Genomic DNA, 17,632 nt, shown 5'->3' with positions numbered 1-17,632 from the left:
AGCAAACATTATGAAGATCATCTATAAGGACGGTCATGTGGACGAGTGCCCGCAGGATCAGGAACTGCACGTTATCCGCCACACCGCAGCCCACATCATGGCGCAGGCCATCAAGCGCCTGTATCCGCAGGCTGACTTCGCCTTCGGCCCCGCTACCGAGAACGGCTTCTACTACGATGTCGATCTGGGCGACCAGAAGCTTAGCGACGAGGATCTGGCAAACATCGAAAAAGAGATGCGCAAGATCGTCAAGGAGAATTTGCCCATCAAGCCCTTCATCCTGCCCCGCGCCGAGGCCGTGAAGCTGATGGAAGAGCGCAAGGAGAACTACAAGATCGAGCACATGGCTGATCTGGCCGATGAGACCGAGTTCAGCTTCTTCCAGCAGGGCGAGTACGTGGATATGTGCATCGGACCCCACCTGACCTACACCAAGGCGCTGAAGGCCTTCAAGATCACCCAGCAGTCCGGCGCATACTGGAAGAACGACAAGGAAAACAAGATGCTCACCCGCATCAATGGCGTGGCCTTCCGCAATCAGGAAGAGCTGGATGCATGGGAGAAGGAGCAGCAGGAGGCCCGTGAGCGCGATCACCGCAAGATCGGCAAGGAAATGGGCCTGTTCATGACCGACGATCTGGTTGGCCGCGGCCTGCCCATGTTCCTGCCCGCAGGCTACACCGTCTGGCAGGAGCTGGAGAACTATATCAAGGAGAAGGAGCGTGCACGCGGCTACCTGCACGTTATGACTCCCTGCATCGGCACTGTGAACCTGTATAAGACCTCCGGTCACTGGGATCACTACCGTGAGAACATGTTCCCCGCCATGGAGATGGAGGGCGAGAGCTATGTTCTGCGCCCGATGAACTGCCCCCACCACATGATGATCTACGCAAATCGTCCCCATTCTTACCGTGACCTGCCCATGCGCATCGGTGAGATCGCCCACGATTTCCGTTACGAGTCCTCCGGCACCCTGAAGGGCATCGAGCGCGGCCGTCACTTCTGCCAGAACGATGCTCACCTGTTCTGCACCCCGGAGCAGATCAAGAGCGAGGTCGCAAACGTGTGCGACCTGATCTTTGAGGTGTACAAGGACTTCAACATTACCGATTACCGCTGCGTGCTGAGCCTGCGTGATCCTGCCGATAAGAAGAAGTACCACGACGATGATGCCATGTGGAACCATGCAGAGCAGGCCCTGCGCGAAGTGCTGACCGAGCTGGGCATCCACTTCACCGAGGAGATCGGCGAGGCTGCCTTCTACGGCCCCAAGCTGGACGTGAACGTCAAGCCCGCCGTGGGTGCCGAGTACACCCTGTCCACCTGCCAGCTGGACTTCTGCCTGCCCGCAAAGTTCCACCTGACCTACGTGGACAAGGACGGCACCGAAAAGACCCCCGTGGTGCTGCACCGCGCCATCCTGGGCTCTCTGGACCGCTTCATGGCTTACCTGATCGAAGAGACCAAGGGCAAGTTCCCCACCTGGCTGGCTCCCACGCAGGTCAAGGTGCTGCCCGTTTCCGAAAAGACGCTGGACTACGCCGAGGGCGTGACCGAAAAGCTGGTGGAAGCCGGTGTCCGTGTTGTGCTGGACGACGACAACCAGAAGATCGGCTACAAGATCCGCGAGGCACAGCAGGTGGACCGTGTGCCTTATATGCTGGTTCTGGGTGCCAAGGAAGCCGAAGCAGGCAACATCTCGGTGCGTGACCGCAAGGGCGAGACCACCACGATGGAGCTGGATGCATTCATCGCAAAGGTGACTGCCGAGATCCGCAACCGCAGCCTGTAAGCAGACACTGCAAAACACAAAGCGCCGCTTTCCCGGCAGGGGAGAGCGGCGCTTTTTTTGCATGGCAACAACGAATGTAAGGATCCGTATGGATGCCGCAAACTGAAAAAAATACCGCCGCCTTGACTTTTTTGCAAGGATGCATATAATAAGGGTAGAGAAAGTTGATAGAGATTGAGTATTGCATCGGTCTCACACAAAAGTGAACCCCCTCGGAGTTGCCGCTCCAAGGGGGTTCTTGTGCTTACTTGCCCTTGCGGTGACTATCAAGCCACTTGCACAGATAGTTTGCCGTTACCTGCGCTGCGACAGCCACGAGAAAGTTGACTAAAATTGAGTTCATCGGTCCTCACCCCCTTCTGATGCCAGAATGGGAAGGGCAGCGCGACCAGTATAGCACAAAAATCGACAGTGTGCAATTTTCGGCAAATAACAACACATAAACGGGAAGGCCCTGTTCCGATCGGAACGGGGCCTTCGCTTATGTTATATACTCCGTAAAGAGAGTTACGCGTTTTCCTTCTGGACGCTCTTGACGGCCAGAGCCTTGGCGGGCTTCATCAGCAGCACGCACACGCCGTTGAAGAGGATCGAACCCACGATGAAGGTGATGAAGAACTGGGGCAGGTGGGTGGCCAGAGCGGTGGTGTCGATGCAGGCCACAGTCAGGTAGGCAAAGCCCACGTTGTTCAGCACCTTGGGTGCGTAGGGGTGCAGGATGATGAGGATGAACAGCACCACGGCCAGCGGGATGAGGAAGCCGAAGAAGCCGCCCAGCACCGGGGTCAGGGCCGTGATGGAAAGCAGAGCGATCACAGTGAGGATCAGGCCCACAAGACCACCCAGCTCAACGGTGACGAAGCGATCCTTCACATCGCCTTCCAGCGTGAACATCATGATATTGCTCAGAAAGATCAGCCAGCTGTACTCCAGGCCGGTCACATGGATGATGGCATTGGCGATCAGGATCCACACCAGCAGCATCAGGCGGAAATACAGCAGAAAGCGCTTGGTAACGGCTTCATTCATGATAAAATACCTCTTTCTTGATCGTATTGGAAAGCTTTGCTTTCACTAAAGGACGCTTTTTGACAGGTAAAACCTGCATTGATGCCGCCATTATACAATATTTACATGACAAAAACAATACTTTTGCAAGAATAAATTGCATATTTTGGAAATTTTAACTTGCGGAACGAAGGGACGATTGAAAAATGGCTCCGCTTCGCTCTGCCATTATCAGCGGAATGAATTTTATATTTTTGAGTTTGTCGCGGCCTGCGGGCCGCGACAAACTCATTTTCACACAGAGGCCCAAACGGATAGCCGCGATTGGCGGAACCCTCTCAGGCAAAACCTGACGGTTTTGCCAGCTCCCCCGAAAGGGGGAGCTGGCATTGAGCAAAGCGAGATGACTGAGAGGGTCAGTCACCCGAGAGCTGGCACGGCGCTTTTAATCCGGATCAAGCTGCAAAAATTGATTTCCCTGAGGCGGAGCCATTTCAAATTGTTTTTCTGTCCAAAATGGAGTATAATGAGACAATAAATATTCTGCCGCGGCTGCGGCTCAGATACGGGAGGAACCTTATATGAACAAACCGGTACTGGTGGTCATGGCGGCTGGCATGGGCAGCCGTTACGGCGGCATGAAGCAGATCGACCCGGTGGGGCCGAACGGTCAGGTGATCGTGGATTATTCCCTTTACGATGCCCGCCGCGCAGGCTTTGAGACGGTGATCTTTGTTATCAAGCATGAGATCGAGGATGCTTTCAAGGCAGCCATCGGCGAGCGTGTATCCAAGGCCATGAACGTGAAATACGCCTTCCAGCAGCTGGATGAGCTGCCCGCAGGCTTTGCCGTTCCGGAGGGCCGTGTCAAGCCCTGGGGCACCTGCCACGCCGTTCTGGCGGCAAAGGACCTCATCGACGGCCCGTTTGCGGTCATCAATGCCGATGATTATTACGGCCCGGAGGCCTTCCGGGTGATGTATGATTACCTGTCCACCCACGAGGACGGCAGCTATTACGACTACTGCATGGTAAGCTATCTGCTCCGGAACACTGTCTCCGAGAACGGCAGCGTGGCCCGCGGCGTGTGCGTAACCGACCCCGACGGCACCCTGCACAGTGTGACCGAACGCACCCGCATTGAAACGTACGAAAACGGCGTACACTTCACCGAGGACGGCGGCGCAAGCTGGACCGACCTGCCTGGCGATACCCCGGTGAGCATGAACCTGTGGGGCTTTGGCAAAAGCTTTCTGGACGAAGCCGAGCAGCGCTTTGCGGGCTGGCTGACCGAAAATCTGCCTAAAAACCCGCTCAAGTGTGAGTATTTCCTGCCGCTGGTGGTCACGGAACTGATCGAAGAGGGCAAGGCAAAAATTCAGGTGCTGCGCAGCACGGATAAATGGTACGGCGTTACCTACCGTGAGGATAAGCCGCTGGTGGTGGAAGCCATCGCCCGCAAAACGGCAGAGGGCCAGTACCCGGAAAATCTGTGGGCCTGACCATTTAAAATGCCCTCCGCTTGGCTCTGGGCACCCGGCACAACTTTTCTGTAAAAACAAAAATCGGAAACGACCACAGTCGTTTCCGATTTTTTTAACGTTTAATCACTTATTTTGTCTGGGGAGGGGTAAGGGATGCCCCTTCATCCGAGAAGATCCAGAGCGTTTCATCGATATGAGAGCCACTCCTGGAGTAGGGTGTCACCTTGACGCGGAAGGCGGTGTCGTCGGTCTTTTTATAGGTGTGCTCCACGATGTCGCCGGTCAGGACCTTGCTGCGGATATAGTTGTAGTCCAGCAGGTCCGCCAGACTCTCGCGGTAGGCGGGCTGCACCTGCGTATCACGGTACTGCTGCAGAACGGCGAGGAAAGAGCCGCCGGAGGTGTCCAGAATTTTCTGGAAATAGTCCGGGACGATCACGCCGCGCATACGGTCGGTCTTCAGATCCACAACGAACACGCTCTTGAACTTGGGGGCAAGGACCCGCAGGAAGTGCTCGGCATCCCGCTTTTCGGTCAGGGTCCGCTCCAGCTTCTCGTTCAGGCCCCGCAGCTGGCGCTCCTGGCCGTTGCGGGCATAATAGGCCTGCTTGTCCTGCCGCATGGCAGCTTCGGCCTGATTCATGGCATCGTCCAGCCGGTGCAGGTCGTTGGTGCTCTGGATGCCCACCGAGATCTCATATTCCTTCGCGCGCAGGAAAGCACGCATCTTGTCCACAGCCACCCACACGCTGTAGGGCGGCTGGTTCGGGGTGAAGATCACGAATTCGTCACCGCCGATGCGGTAGATGCGGCTGGAAACAAAGAACTTGCGGGCCGCATTGGCAATGAAGCAGAGCATGGCATCGCCGCTGCGGTGGCCCAGATGGTTGTTGATCTCGTGCAGGCCCACCACATCGATGTAGGTGCACACCATGGAGTCGTATTCGCTGGACTGCAGCGTCCGCAGATCGGTCTCGAAGAGGCTGCGGTTCAGCAGGCCAGTCAGGGTGTCGTGGCTGTAGGAGAAGTCCAGCTCCTCGCTGAGATGGTCGGCCTGTGCATCCTCACGCACCACCACGGTGGCCCATGGGTTCTGGGCGCAGCAGTTGCGGCAGGGCAGAAATTCCATGGTGATCCACACGAACTGGCCGGACACGTTTTTGCGGAAGCGGTAGGCCTCCGGCTGCTGGGTGCTGAATACAGCGGAGCGCAGGGTCTCCAGATCGGTCTGGTCGGTGAACATCTCCGCGTCGTCCGGGTGAATCACCTTGTTCGTCACCATGCGCTCACAGTAAGCGGCAAAGTCCTCCTCGGTGTCCGAACCGGCACCGGGCAGGCGTGGATCCCGCTTGATGACCCGGTATTCGCCGGTGGAAAGGTTCAGCAGAGAAAGCTCCAGCACATTATCCGCAAAGATCTGGTAGGCCTGCAGTGCCAGTGCGGTCTGCTCACTGTCGGAGACGGGGACCCGGCGGTCATGGCGCATCAGGTCGCGGCGCATCAGGTCGCGGCGCATATCCCAGTAATCCTCGCTGTTGGGCTGGGCCAGCAGGGCCTCGGCGTTCTCCACCGGCATGGGCTTGTAGAAATAATAGCCCTGCGTATACAGGCAGTCGGCGGCCTGCAGCATGGAGACCTGCTCCGGCGTTTCCACGCCTTCGGCGATGATGGGCAGATTCAGGCGGTGGGCCATATCCACCACCGATTCCACGATCTGCACGCCCTTGCTGCGGTTTTGCTGGTTCATGTCGATGAGCTTCATGTCCAGCTTGATGGCATCCACGTTGGTGTCCTTGAGCATATTCAGCGAAGAATAGCCGCTGCCAAAGTCGTCCATCATCACAGAGAAACCTTTGCGGTGCAGGCCCTGGATGGTGTTTTCCACCAGAGAAGCGTTTTCGGCCAGCATGGTCTCGGTGATCTCGGCCAGCAGGAGCTTGGGCTCCAGCTGATACTTTTCCACAAGGTTGGAGAAGATCTGCGGCACGTCCAGATTGACGATATCCACCACAGAAACGTTCACAGATACAGGCACAAGATTGCTGCCGCTCTCCTGCCACTTGTGCAGGGTCTTGCAGACAGACTCCCAGATATACTGATCCAGCTGGGTCACAAGGCCGGTGCTTTCCAGCAGGGGCATGAACTCAGACGGGGGCACGCAGCCGCGGGTGGGGTGGTTCCAGCGCACCAGTGCTTCCATGCCCACGATGGCGCGGGTCATGCTGTTGCACTTGGGCTGCAGAAAGAAGCAGAACTCGTGATTTTTCAGGGCGTGCTCCAGCTCGCTCAGCAGCTGACGCTGCTTCTTGAGACGGCTGAGCATGGCCGGAGTAAAGGGGTGCATACCGCCTACGGCCGGGCTGGGGTCTACCGATGCGATCTGTGCAAGTGCATCGGGTTGCAGTGCGCCGACATTTTCATTCGACTTCAGTTCTTCGGACATGATAAATCCCTCGCTGTTGGATGTTTTCGACAAAATATGGCATTTTAGAAAACAGTATAGCACGATTTTAAACCTTTGAAAATAGATATTTAAAACATTGCGACATTGCGGCAAAAAAGAACGGAACGCCGGACGGGTCCGGAAGGCGGGGCATAAAAAGACCGCTGCATTCCTGTGCAGCGGTCTTTTGGGCAGCGGTCTCAGGCATCCTTGCGGGTGTCGGAGCCGTTTTTCTTCGGTTCTTCTTCGGGGCTTTCCCGGCGGGCAAGACCAAGGCGCAGGGCCTTGAGGGTGGTCTTTTTTACGCCATGCTTCAGGCCGGGGAAGGCGCGCAGCATGCGGCGCGGGCCAACGATGCGGGGGGTGCGCAGCAGCTGGGCCTGCATTTCATCGCTGCGGGCCTGCAGCTCCTCGGCCAGCTGTTCCAGACGCAGCAGCTCGGCAGCGCGCTCCATCGTGCCCTTGGCGGCCAGCTGTGCAGCCTTGGCGGCTTCGGCCGTGTTGAGCTTGGCAATCTCGGAAGCACGCTTTGCGGCCTCGCGGGCCTCTTCGGTCTTGGCACGGACGGCGGCCAGCGTTTCACGCAGGGCGCGCTTTTTCGGTGCGGCTTCGCGGGCCTCGGCGGCAGCAAGCTTGAGCTGCAGGCGCTGCTCGTCCAGCTTCTGGTCGGCGTTCAGGGTGGTGGTGCCCAGCAGCTGGGTCATGGCATCGCTGACGGCATGGATACTGTCAGCCAGCTGCTCCATGGCATCCAGCGTCTTGGCCAGACCGGAGGCGGCAAAGGCCGTAACGACTACGTCTGCCGCGTAGACCGCATAGAGCACACACATAACGACAAAGCCCACAAAGGGCGGGACCATATCCACAAGACCGGCGACGACCGGGTGGACGATGCGCATGACCACCAGCGTGCCCACGCCCCACAGCAGGCTGAATTCCAGACAGATGTAGCCGCCAATGTTGAAGGGAAAGTCGCTGTAGTCCCACCAGCGGGTGTGATAGAGCTTATACAGTGCCCAGCCGCCTACCAGTTCCAGCGCACTGGGCAGGATGACACCGCCGATGTACAGCAGCAGGACGCTGTCCTGCAAAGGGGTCAGGGTGAACAGCACAATGATCATGCCGAAGCCGTAAATGGGGCACACCGGGCCGTTGAGAAAGCCGCGGTTCACCAGCTGACCGGTGGTGGCGGCGGCAAAGATGACCTCCAGACACCAGCCGGTGCAGGAATAAATGAGGAAGAAGGCCAGCACATGGTACAGCGAAAAGCCGCATACTGTGGTGGTCGTGAGAAAGTTGAGCATAAAACACCTCCTGTGAGAATCATGCTGCTGTGCAGGTCAGTTCTGTTTTTGTACGATCTTGTATTCATCGCCCGGCTCAAAGAACGGGCAGGCGGCCGTGCTGCGGGAAAGATAGCGGGCCATCTCGTCCTCGTCCAGACAGCCGCCCTGAGCACAGTACCAGCTGCCGTACTCGTCCTGCACATTGTTCAGGCAGATCTCGCAGGGGTCATTCATTGCCTTCGCCTTCCTGTGCAGCCTTGGCAGCAGCCTCGGCCTCGGCCGCTTCGCGGGCCTGACGCTTGAGGATCTTCGGCTCGATCCAGGTCACGCTGGCAGGGTCCGGGTCCTTGCGGGCGATCAGGGCCTTGATCTTGATGCCCATTTCGGTGAACATGCCCTCGTGTTCGGTGCGGATGTTCCACTCCGGCTCGTTCTCATGGAGGTCAAAGGTCATCCACTCGATGTCGTAGCCGGAAGCGGGGAAGTATTCCAGACTGTCGCGGAACAGATCATCGTCGTCGGTCTTGAAGTAGATCTCGCCGCCGTCCTTGAGGAACTCACGGTAGTTGATGAGCTGGCGCGGGTAGGTGAGGCGGTGCTTGTGGGAAGAGCCGTTCTTGCTCCACGGATTGCAGAAGTTGATGTAGATGCGGCTGACCGTATCCTCGGCGGTAATGACCCCCTTGATGCGCTCGATGTCGGTGCTCATGATCTTCACGTTGTCGATGGGGCGGCCTGCAGCCTGATAGGCGGCTTCGATCTTGCGCTTGGCGAGGATGAGCACCTTATCGGTGATATCGATGCCCAGATAGTTGTTTTCCGGGTGGGCGCAGGCCAGCTGGGAGATGAAGCCGCCCTTGCCGCAGCCCAGTTCCAGCACAAAGGGCTGCTCCGGGCGGGCGTACTGGGCGTGCCACCTGCCGCCCCAGATCAGCGGCTCGTGCACATGGAAGTCGGCTGCCATCAGCTCGTCGTGGGCATAGGGTTTGAAACGCATTCTCATAGTTTGTTGTTCTCCTTAAAATTAACGTGGCTCGCCCTCTCAGGCGCTGACGCGCCAGCTCCCCCAAAGGGGGGAGCCCTTGGCAAAGCCGGAAGGTTTTCCGTACTGCCAAAGCCTCTCCCTTTGGGAGAGGTGGCTTTGCGAAGCAAAGACGGAGAGGGCGAGGATGCTTACCGGTTTTGCTCCCGCAAAAATTCCTCCACCTGTTCCGGTGCAGCGGCGCAGCTGCCCTGACAGATGCCGGGCTTGCCGCCGCCGCGTCCGTTCAGGGCGGCGTTCAGGGCTTTGGTCAGGGCGCGCACATCGCCGTCTGCCTGCGCGATGCAGTAGCCGGTGCCCTTTTCGGTGGGGGTCAGGGCGGCGCAGAGACCGGTGGTGGCTTCGGTCAGGCGCACCGCCAGCCGGTGCAGGCCGTCCGGGTCAAGGCCGGGCACTGTGCGGATGGCATTCTCACCGGGGTTTGCCAGCTGGGCAAGTGCATCGAACAGCTGAGAACATACACCAAAGTGTGTAAACTTGAGCGCAGTATACTCATCGTAAATGCGATGCACCGCCACAGCGGTCTGGTCGGCCTTGGCCGAGAGCAGCGCCCCGATCTCTGCCTGCCGCTGGCGCATAGCCTGTGCAGCAAGCAATGCCCGCTGGCCGCACACCACGCTCAGCCGCACGCCGCCCTTGTAGTTCTCGCTGGCCAGAATTTTGATCTGTCCCACCTGTCCGGTGGTGCGGGTGTGGGTGCCGCAGCAGGCGCAGACATCCGCACCGGGAATGGTCACGATGCGCACCTGCCCTTCGATCTCCTTTTTGGAGCGGTAGACAAGGGCGGCAAGCTCCTCCCGGGTGGGGTAGCTGACCAGCACCGGCACATCCTGCCACACGATGCGGTTGGCGGCAAGCTCGGCTGCCTGCAGGCCCTCGGCAGAAATGGGCACGCTGGTGTCCATGCGCACAGCCTCGGAACCGATGTGGAAGCCCACGTTCTCGGCCCCGAACATCTGGTGCAGGATGCCGGAAAGAATGTGCTCACCGGTGTGCTGCTGCATTTTGTCAAACCGCCATTCCCAGTCGATGCAGCCGGAAACGGCAGTGCCGGGAACAGCGCTTTCCGGCAGAGCGTCCACGCTGTGCCAGAGGATGCCGTCATGCTCGTGCACATCGGTCACATTCAGCGTGGCACCGTCCGGCAGGGTCAGGGTGCCCCGGTCGGCAGGCTGACCGCCGCCCTCCGGGTAGAACACCGTGCCGTCCAGCGCAATGCGCCCGCCGCCGGTCTTTTCGTCCGGCTCTGCGGCAAGGATGGTGCTCTCGCACTGGGTGCGGAAAGCGTCCTGTTCAAAGTATTTTTCTGTGCGCTGCATGGCGCGGGTACCTCCTGTTCAGGGTGCAGTTTGACGATTTAAAATGGCCGCCGCAGGCTCTGGCCATATTCAGCGGAAAATTTATTTTTATTTTTGCAGAATTGGAACGACTGCGGTCGTTCCAATTCTGCTTTTTCACGCAAGGGGCCGTAAAGGCCAACAACAAAAGAGATTTTACTGCATCTGCCGGTTTCGGCCCTTCTGGTGAAAATGCGTTTGGAGCGGCCCGCGTTTGCGCAGCAATGAAAGCCCCGGTGGGGCTTTTAAGCGGCGAGCGGTCTGCGTCAGCAGATGGAGGGGCCTTGCCCCGACAAGTTCCGCAGGCCGCGACAAACGCGAAATAAAAAATCTGGATTCCGCTGAACATAGCCAGAGCGAAAGCGGAGGCTATTTAAAATCGAAAAAGGGATACACACCCAGTTTAAAAATAAGTATACCACGTTTTTTGCCTGTGGAAAATAGTCTGCGGATATGTTATGATAAGAAACAACGATATTCCCATAAAATGTTAAAAATGAGGAAGGTAATAGCATGCGTGAAAGTGGAATCCTGATGCCGGTGTCCAGCCTGCCCGGCCCTTACGGTATTGGCTGCTTTGGCAAGGAAGCATTCAAGTTTGTGGATTTTCTGGCACAAGCGGGCCAGAAGATCTGGCAGATCCTGCCGCTCAGTCCCACCGGCTACGGTGACAGCCCCTATCAGAGCTGCTCGGCCTTTGCGGGCAACCCCTATTTTATCGACCTCGACGCTTTGAAGGAAGAAGGCCTGCTCACCGCCGCCCAGCTCAAGGCCGAAAAATGGGGCACAGACCCCAAAGAGGTGGACTACGGCACTTTGTATGTGAGCCGCTTTAAAGTCCTGCGCACCGCCTACGCCGCATGGCGCAAGCAGTGCGCCGGGCTGCACGGCTGCAGCTATTACTTCCCGGATGATTATTATGCCTTTACCCTCGCCAATGAGGAATGGCTGGACGACTACGCCCTGTACATGGCCCTGAAAGTGGCCAACAGCATGAAGAACTGGGTGGAGTGGGACAAGCCCTACCGCCTGCGCGACAAGAAGGCCCTTGCTGCCTTTGCCGCCGAAAACGAGGAAGAGATCGGCTTCTGGAAGTTCGTGCAGTACAAGTTTGCGGCCCAGTGGCAGGCGGTGAAGGCCTACGCCAACAAAAAGGACGTGCAGATTTTGGGCGACATCCCCATCTATGTCTCTGCCGACTCGGTGGATGCATGGGTGGGCGGCGCGCTGTTTGAGCTGGATGCCGACGGCGGCTTTGCCCGTGTGGCGGGCTGCCCGCCGGATTACTTCTCTGCCGACGGTCAGCTGTGGGGCAACCCGCTGTACAACTGGGCCTACCACAAAAAGACCGGCTACGCGTGGTGGGTGCGCCGGGTGCGCCACGCACTGGGCATCTACGACCTGCTGCGCATCGACCACTTCCGCGGCTTCGATACCTATTGGGCCATCCCGGCGGACAGCACCACCGCCCGCACCGGCAAGTGGGAGAATGGCCCCGGCATGGAGCTGTTCGATGCGCTGGAAGCTGCCCTTGGCAAGCTGCCCATCATTGCCGAGGATCTGGGTGAACTGTTCCCCAGCGTGCGAAAGCTGCTGGCCGACAGCACCTTCCCGGGCATGAAGGTGCTGCAGTTCGCCTTCAGCGGCGGGGACAGCGAGTATCTGCCCCACAACCACGTCAAGAACAGCGTGGTGTATCCCGGCACCCACGATAACACCACCCTGACCGACTGGTGGGAGAACGGCGCTTCCGAAAAGGAAAAGGCTGCCGCTGCCGCTTACCTGCACCTGACCGGCGTAAAGCCCACCGCAAAGGAGCTGGCGGCCATCCGGACCGATGATGTCCGCATCGCTCTGCTGCGCGCAGCGCTGGGGTCGGTGGCTGACCGGGCCATCATCCCCATGTACGACTGGCTGGGTCTGGGCGCGGAAGCACACCTGAATACCCCCGGCAAGCTGGGCGGAAACTGGGCATGGCGCGCCGCTGACGGTTTTGCCGCCAAGGCACTGGCCAAGACCATCCACGACGAGTGCAGTGTGTACTGCCGCGTATAAACAGAAGGCACAGAGCGGCGGGAGCTTAGCAATTTGACGAAAATATAAAAACTCCGGCAGAAAATTGTGCGTTTTGCTGGTAAAATCGGAAGCTGAATGGTATAATGTTGCTAAAGCAGCATTATGCCATTTTTCTTTGCCTGATGCGTTCCCGGCATTTCCGGAAACAGGGCGGGCGCGGGATGCATAATGCGGCAGATGGTTCCTGAACGTATGGGGAACAGGTGACTGCACGCGGGATACGGGAGCGCCGCGTGCGCAGATGATGGGGAAAATTACATGAAGAAAGAATGTACCGAGCAGGATCTACGGGAACTTGCGCGCTCAGCGCAGGCCGTATTTGAGGCAGTGACCCTGACCGAAGCACCGCTTTGTGACGGCTGGCAGGACGATGGCCTGCGGGTGGACTACGAGCTGCGCAATGGCCGTGTGGACTGTGTGCTGCACCGCAGAGTGGAAGCGGACGGCAAATGCTGGGAGCTGGAAATGTGCGCACCGCTGGCAGGCAATGTGCTGCCGGAAGAGCGCATGACACCCCGGGAGCGGGAGCTGTGCCGCGAGGATATGAGCCACGATTTCCTTACCGGCGTGTACAACCGCCGCTATCTGGAAACGGTGTTTGCCCAAAAGCTGGAACAGTGTGCAGCGCAGGGCCGCAAGGCGGCTGTGGCGCTGGTGAGCATCGACAACGGCCAGAAGCTGCGGGATACCTACGGCCAGCCTGTGATGGACCAGCTGCACTGCTTTGTGGGCAACCAGTGGAAAAAGAGCTTTGATACCCCTGCGGCCCGCGTGGTCTGCCGCCTGACCGGCAGCATCTTTGCGGTGGGCTGTCTGGATGCCGACGGCAAGCAGCTGGCAGAGGAAATGCAGAACCTGTATCAGCAGATGCCCCGGGAATGCATCACCACCACCGGCATGATGCGCCGGGTGCCCTTTACCCTGAGCTGCGGCGTGGCGAGCCTTGAGGATGTCCCTGCAAAGAACTGGCAGGCATTGTATGAGCTGTGCGACGCACGCCTGCGGGAGGCACAGAACGCCGGCGGCGATCAGATGCGTGCAGAATAAAACCAGCGTATAAAATCCCCCTTTTGGCGCAGACTAAGGCCAGAAGGGGGATTTTTTGTATGGAAAACCAGAAAAACGACAACCTGAACCTGCTGGAAGCCGTGGTGCAGAATACCGAGATGGGCAAGAACACCTTGGAACAGATCGTGCCGATGACCGACGATGTGCAGTTCAAGGCCGAGCTGCTGCGCCAGCGCAATGTGTACCACCAGCTCAATCAGGAAGCACACACCGCTATCGAGGCCTGCGGCGGCACCGCGCAGGGGCAGAGCGCCATGGCAAAGCTGAACACGAAAATGGGCATCAGTATGAAGACCCTCACGGACAAGTCCACCCGCAATCTGGCCGAGATGCTCACACAGGGCAGCGGCATGGGGGTGGTGGACTGCGTAAAGGCCCAGAAGGATTACCCCAATGCCGCGCCCGGCGCAAAGCGCCTTGCCCAAAGGCTGCAGGAGTTTCAGGAGGACAGCCGGGTAAAGCTGGAACAGTTCTTATAAGGCTGCGCTGCGGCGCATGAAAAAAGCGACCCCGTCCGTCAGGTACAGCTGCCTGACGGGCGGGGTCATTGCCGCAAAAGCGGCACATCCTTTTACAGTGCTTCCACCATTGCTGCCACGATCTTGGTGGCGGTGGCTACATATTCCGCAATGCTGAACTTTTTCACCACCAGCACCTCGTGGCCGTCCTCGTCAGCGTTGTCGCTCATGGCGCGCAGGATGACGCAGGGCACACCGTTCTTGGCGGCAATCTGGCTCACAGCGGCACCTTCCATCTCCACGCAGTCGGGGGCGCATTTGGCTTCAATGGCAGCCTTGGTCTCGCTGTCGCCCACAAACAGGTCGCCGGTGGCGATCTTGCCCACCAGAGCCTTCACACCCGCTTCGGCGCAGGCTTTTTCGGCGGCAGCGATCAGCTCCGGGTCGCCGGTGTATTCCTTGAGGAACGGCGGGTTCTGGCAGATCATGTCCAGCTGTGCGTCGTGGTACAGCACGGTCTTGCCGATGACCACATCGCCAATGCCGATCTTCGAGGTCATATTGCCTGCGATGCCGGAAAAGATGATCTTCTCCGCGCCGAATTTTGTGATGAGCACCTGCGTGGTGGCGGCGGCATTGGCCTTGCCCATGCCGGCACAGCACACCACCACCTGTCTGCCGGCCAGCGTGCCCTTGTGGTAATCCACGCCGCCGTAGGGCTCCACGGTGACGTTTTCCAGCTTTGCACACAGCTGATCGACTTCATCGGGCATTGCGCCCATAATACCGAAAATCATAGGAAACCTCTTTTACGATTTTAAATGGCCGACGCGTGCGCTCTGGCCATATATAGCGGAAATTTATTTTTAATTTTGTAAGTTCCAAAAGCCTGCGGGCTTTTGGAACTTACTTTTTCACGGGAAGGGGCGAAACCGGAAGTGACATCTTTGCCGAAAATCAGACGTTGAACAGGAACTCGATCACATCGCCATCGTTGACAACGTATTCCTTGCCCTCGGTGCGCTGCAGACCCTTGGCCTTGACGGCGGCGTAATCGAAGTTGTTGGCTTCCAGATCGCTGTAGCCAATGACGCTGGCACGGATGAAGCCACGCTCGAAATCGCTGTGGATCTTGCCGGCAGCCTGCGGTGCTTTGGTGCCCTTGCGGATGGTCCATGCGCGGCACTCCTTCTTGCCGTCGGTCAGGAAGGAAATCAGGCCCAGCAGATCATAGCTGGCAGTGATGAGGTTGTCCAGACCACTGGCTTCAATGCCCATTTCAGCCAGAAAAGCCTTCTTTTCCTCGGGGGAGTAGTCGGCGATATCCTCCTCGGTCTTGGCGCAGATGGGAATGTAGCGTGCGCCCTCTTCCTTGGCGCGTGCGGCCACCAGCGGGACATACTTGTTGTTTTCGATGCCCTCCATCAGGTCGTCCTCACCCACGTTGCAGGCGTACAGCACCGGCTTAGCGCTGAGCAGGCCCATTTCATGCAGAACAGCTTGCTGCTCGGCATCGCCCTCGTCAAAATCGAAGCTGCGGGCAGGCTTGCCGGCGCTCAGGTGGTCGGCCAGCTGCTGCAGCCATGCGGCTTCGGCGGCAGCACCCTTGTTGTTGCCGCTCTTGGCAGCCTTTGCCATGCGGCCTGCGCGGTTCTGCACCACCTCGAGGTCGGACAGGATCAGCTCGTAGTCGATGGCATCGATGTCGGCAATGGGGTCCACGGCCTCAGCCTTGGAAACATCCTCCACCACATGGATGATGTTGTCATCGTCAAAGCAGCGCACTACATGCACAATGGCGTCGCACTCGCGGATGTGGCCCAGGAACTTGTTGCCAAGGCCTGCACCCTGGCTGGCACCCTTCACAAGGCCCGCGATATCCACGAACTCCACGATGGCAGGGGTCTTTTTATTGGTCTGCCAGATCTCGGCCAGCTTGTCCAGACGCTTGTCCGGCACGGCTACGATGCCGCTGTTCGGCTCGATGGTGCAGAAGGGATAGTTTGCGGCTTCTGCGTTCTTGGTGGAGGTGATGGCATTGAACAGAGTGGACTTACCGACGTTCGGCAGGCCGACGATACCTAATTTCATTTTATTATACTCCTTGCGAAAAAGATTTTACGCTGCGGTAAAAAGCGATATTATAACAGGATAATTGTAGCACAATGGACGTTTTTTCTCAATACTCACTTAAGTGGAAACGAAAAGCCGCCCGTGGAAAAGCAGTGCTGCTTTTCCACAGGCAGTCCTTATGATTCAGGTTGTACGGGTCTTACTTGCAGATGGCAAGGGTGCCGGACGCGGTCTCCTCAAAATGACTGGCGTAGAATTCCTCCATCAGCCGGATGAGAGAAACGATGTCCCGGGCACCGGCGGTCTCGTAGCAGGAGTGCATGGCCAGCTGGGGCAGGCCGATGTCCACGCAGTTCATGGATACCTGTGCCATGGCAAGGTTGCCCAGCGTGCTGCCGCCGACTTTATCGGAACGGTTGGCAAAATACTGCAGCGGGACACCGGCGCGGGCGGCAAGCTCTTTGGCAACGGCCATGCTCATGCCGTCGCTGGTATACTTCTGGCCGGCGTGGACCTTGACCACAACGCCCTCGTTCATGTAGGTGCAGTTGTTCACATCGGTATATTCCGGGTGGTTGGGGTGCACGGCGTGGGCGTTGTCGGCGCTGAACATGAAGCTGGAAGCCACCGCACGGTGGAAGTCCTCATCGCCGGGGCAGACGTTCTGCGCGATGCGGTGCAGTACATCGTACAGGAAGGTGGAAGCTGCGCCCTGCTTGGTGCCGGAACCCACTTCTTCGTTGTCGAAGAAGGCGGCAACATTGATGGACTGGGCGCTGTGTGCTTTCAGGAAACCCTTCAGGATGCCGAACACACACTGCTGGTCATCCAGACGGCCGGAGGAGATGAACTCCTCATTGCAGCCCCAGACGGCGGCCTTTTCGCGGATGCAGAGGAACAGGTCGCTGCCAAGGATCTGGTCTTCTGCGACCTGCAGCTCGGCGGCGATCAGCTTTTTCAGCACGCCTTCCTCGGCGGCACCGCCCAGCAGGGGAAGCATATCCACCTGCTTGTTGTAGGAAGCCTTGTCGTTGACCTCGCGGTTCATGTGGATGGCCACGCTGGGGATCATCAGCAGGTCGCGGTCCAGCGTGAGCAGGCGGGAGGTGATGGCATCGTTCTCCTTTATCAGCACGCGGCCTGCCACCGACAGCGGCCTGTCCATCCATGTGGAGCAGATCATGCCGCCGTAGCCCTCGGTGTTCAGCTTGGTGTACTTCCGGCCCATGTGGATCTCGGCGTTTTCCTTGATGCGGAAACAGGGGGAATCCGTGTGGGCAGCAGCCACGTTGAAGCTGTAGTTTTCCAGCTGTTCTCCCATGCGGAATGCAAGGATGCTGGAGCCGTTGCGGCAGACAAAATAGCTCCCGCCGGGTTCCAGCTGCCACCGGCGGCTCTCCAGCAGCTCGGAAAAGCCCTCCTTCAGCAGGATGTTCCGGACGGATGCAGTGGTGTGGTATGCGGTAGGATTGCCGTCAATGAAGGACAGCAGCTCCTGTACTTCTTTTTCGATCATTGGAAGACCCTCCATGGATTTATCGGTTTGGATGCTCCTATTCTAC

Annotated in this window: 14 protein-coding genes; 5 read left to right on the top strand and 9 right to left on the bottom strand. The window is 58.3% G+C overall.

The window, feature by feature from the left end:
• Window positions 1-10: 10 nt before the first annotated feature.
• The gene (gene thrS, locus J3348_RS12305) at window positions 11-1,795 is read left to right on the top strand and encodes a threonine--tRNA ligase (RefSeq protein WP_005938348.1); all 1,785 of its coding nucleotides are present in this window, start codon (window positions 11-13) and stop codon (window positions 1,793-1,795) included.
• Window positions 1,796-2,302: 507 nt separating this feature from the next.
• Here thrS and J3348_RS12300 read toward each other — a convergent pair.
• Entirely contained in the window at window positions 2,303-2,824 is a 522-nt protein-coding gene (locus tag J3348_RS12300; RefSeq protein WP_118528542.1) for a hypothetical protein, read from the bottom strand.
• Between the two features lie 560 nt (window positions 2,825-3,384).
• Between J3348_RS12300 and J3348_RS12295 the strand changes: the two genes are divergently transcribed.
• Window positions 3,385-4,305 carry a sugar phosphate nucleotidyltransferase gene (locus J3348_RS12295; protein ID WP_005938365.1) on the top strand — a complete coding sequence of 307 codons (921 nt, stop codon included), beginning with the start codon at window positions 3,385-3,387 and terminating at the stop codon, window positions 4,303-4,305.
• A 109-nt stretch (window positions 4,306-4,414) separates the two neighbouring features.
• Here J3348_RS12295 and J3348_RS12290 read toward each other — a convergent pair whose 3' ends face one another.
• From J3348_RS12290 to J3348_RS12270, 5 genes are all read right to left on the bottom strand, one after another.
• The gene (locus J3348_RS12290; protein WP_207699080.1) at window positions 4,415-6,730 is read right to left on the bottom strand and encodes a GGDEF domain-containing protein; all 2,316 of its coding nucleotides are present in this window, start codon (window positions 6,728-6,730) and stop codon (window positions 4,415-4,417) included.
• Window positions 6,731-6,930: 200 nt separating this feature from the next.
• On the bottom strand, window positions 6,931-8,034 hold the full coding sequence (locus J3348_RS12285; RefSeq protein ID WP_207699079.1) for a putative ABC transporter permease: 1,104 nt from the start codon (window positions 8,032-8,034) through the stop codon (window positions 6,931-6,933).
• 36 nt (window positions 8,035-8,070) lie between these two features.
• A complete protein-coding gene (locus J3348_RS12280; RefSeq protein ID WP_097777082.1) occupies window positions 8,071-8,250 on the bottom strand; it encodes a DUF6472 family protein in 180 nt (59 codons plus the stop codon).
• Window positions 8,243-9,019, bottom strand: a complete 777-nt coding sequence (trmB, locus tag J3348_RS12275; protein WP_097774175.1) for a tRNA (guanosine(46)-N7)-methyltransferase TrmB — start codon at window positions 9,017-9,019, stop codon at window positions 8,243-8,245. The genes J3348_RS12280 and trmB overlap by 8 nt, the downstream gene beginning before the upstream one ends.
• Before the next feature lie 170 nt (window positions 9,020-9,189).
• Entirely contained in the window at window positions 9,190-10,377 is a 1,188-nt protein-coding gene (locus J3348_RS12270; RefSeq protein WP_207699078.1) for an alanyl-tRNA editing protein, read from the bottom strand.
• Window positions 10,378-10,908: 531 nt separating this feature from the next.
• Here J3348_RS12270 and malQ point away from each other — a divergent pair.
• From malQ to J3348_RS12255, 3 genes are all read left to right on the top strand, one after another.
• The gene (gene malQ / locus J3348_RS12265) at window positions 10,909-12,450 is read left to right on the top strand and encodes a 4-alpha-glucanotransferase (protein WP_207699077.1); all 1,542 of its coding nucleotides are present in this window, start codon (window positions 10,909-10,911) and stop codon (window positions 12,448-12,450) included.
• Window positions 12,451-12,729: 279 nt separating this feature from the next.
• Window positions 12,730-13,518 (top strand): diguanylate cyclase, encoded by a 789-nt coding sequence (locus tag J3348_RS12260; protein WP_207699076.1) that lies wholly within the window; start codon window positions 12,730-12,732, stop codon window positions 13,516-13,518.
• Window positions 13,519-13,577: 59 nt separating this feature from the next.
• Window positions 13,578-14,018, top strand: coding sequence for a hypothetical protein (locus J3348_RS12255; protein WP_044953312.1), 441 nt, complete (start codon window positions 13,578-13,580; stop codon window positions 14,016-14,018).
• A 92-nt stretch (window positions 14,019-14,110) separates the two neighbouring features.
• On the opposite strand, the gene J3348_RS12250 is transcribed toward J3348_RS12255, so the two are convergent.
• The 3 genes from J3348_RS12250 to J3348_RS12240 form a co-directional block, all read right to left on the bottom strand.
• On the bottom strand, window positions 14,111-14,794 hold the full coding sequence (locus J3348_RS12250; protein ID WP_005938270.1) for a 5'-methylthioadenosine/adenosylhomocysteine nucleosidase: 684 nt from the start codon (window positions 14,792-14,794) through the stop codon (window positions 14,111-14,113).
• A gap of 160 nt (window positions 14,795-14,954) precedes the next feature.
• A complete protein-coding gene (ychF, locus tag J3348_RS12245; RefSeq protein WP_097774170.1) occupies window positions 14,955-16,088 on the bottom strand; it encodes a redox-regulated ATPase YchF in 1,134 nt (377 codons plus the stop codon).
• Window positions 16,089-16,269: 181 nt separating this feature from the next.
• Window positions 16,270-17,586 (bottom strand): M18 family aminopeptidase, encoded by a 1,317-nt coding sequence (locus tag J3348_RS12240; RefSeq protein WP_207699075.1) that lies wholly within the window; start codon window positions 17,584-17,586, stop codon window positions 16,270-16,272.
• Between the last annotated feature and the right edge of the window lie 46 nt (window positions 17,587-17,632).

The organism is Faecalibacterium sp. Marseille-Q4896 (genome assembly GCF_017377615.1).
In the GTDB taxonomy this organism is placed as follows: domain Bacteria; phylum Bacillota; class Clostridia; order Oscillospirales; family Ruminococcaceae; genus Faecalibacterium; species Faecalibacterium taiwanense.
The sequence above is the reverse complement of the archived record's forward strand: the minus strand, read 5'-3'. Positions and strand labels throughout refer to the sequence as shown.

What these genes read in the sequence shown, in the direction of transcription:
- thrS (WP_005938348.1), top strand. Translation starts at nt 11, where the DNA reads ATGAAGATCATCTATAAGGACGGTCATGTGGACGAGTGCCCGCAGGAT.
- J3348_RS12300 (WP_118528542.1), bottom strand. Translation starts at nt 2,824, where the DNA reads ATGAATGAAGCCGTTACCAAGCGCTTTCTGCTGTATTTCCGCCTGATG.
- J3348_RS12295 (WP_005938365.1), top strand. Translation starts at nt 3,385, where the DNA reads ATGAACAAACCGGTACTGGTGGTCATGGCGGCTGGCATGGGCAGCCGT.
- J3348_RS12290 (WP_207699080.1), bottom strand. Translation starts at nt 6,730, where the DNA reads ATGTCCGAAGAACTGAAGTCGAATGAAAATGTCGGCGCACTGCAACCC.
- J3348_RS12285 (WP_207699079.1), bottom strand. Translation starts at nt 8,034, where the DNA reads ATGCTCAACTTTCTCACGACCACCACAGTATGCGGCTTTTCGCTGTAC.
- J3348_RS12280 (WP_097777082.1), bottom strand. Translation starts at nt 8,250, where the DNA reads ATGAATGACCCCTGCGAGATCTGCCTGAACAATGTGCAGGACGAGTAC.
- trmB (WP_097774175.1), bottom strand. Translation starts at nt 9,019, where the DNA reads ATGAGAATGCGTTTCAAACCCTATGCCCACGACGAGCTGATGGCAGCC.
- J3348_RS12270 (WP_207699078.1), bottom strand. Translation starts at nt 10,377, where the DNA reads ATGCAGCGCACAGAAAAATACTTTGAACAGGACGCTTTCCGCACCCAG.
- malQ (WP_207699077.1), top strand. Translation starts at nt 10,909, where the DNA reads ATGCGTGAAAGTGGAATCCTGATGCCGGTGTCCAGCCTGCCCGGCCCT.
- J3348_RS12260 (WP_207699076.1), top strand. Translation starts at nt 12,730, where the DNA reads ATGAAGAAAGAATGTACCGAGCAGGATCTACGGGAACTTGCGCGCTCA.
- J3348_RS12255 (WP_044953312.1), top strand. Translation starts at nt 13,578, where the DNA reads ATGGAAAACCAGAAAAACGACAACCTGAACCTGCTGGAAGCCGTGGTG.
- J3348_RS12250 (WP_005938270.1), bottom strand. Translation starts at nt 14,794, where the DNA reads ATGATTTTCGGTATTATGGGCGCAATGCCCGATGAAGTCGATCAGCTG.
- ychF (WP_097774170.1), bottom strand. Translation starts at nt 16,088, where the DNA reads ATGAAATTAGGTATCGTCGGCCTGCCGAACGTCGGTAAGTCCACTCTG.
- J3348_RS12240 (WP_207699075.1), bottom strand. Translation starts at nt 17,586, where the DNA reads ATGATCGAAAAAGAAGTACAGGAGCTGCTGTCCTTCATTGACGGCAAT.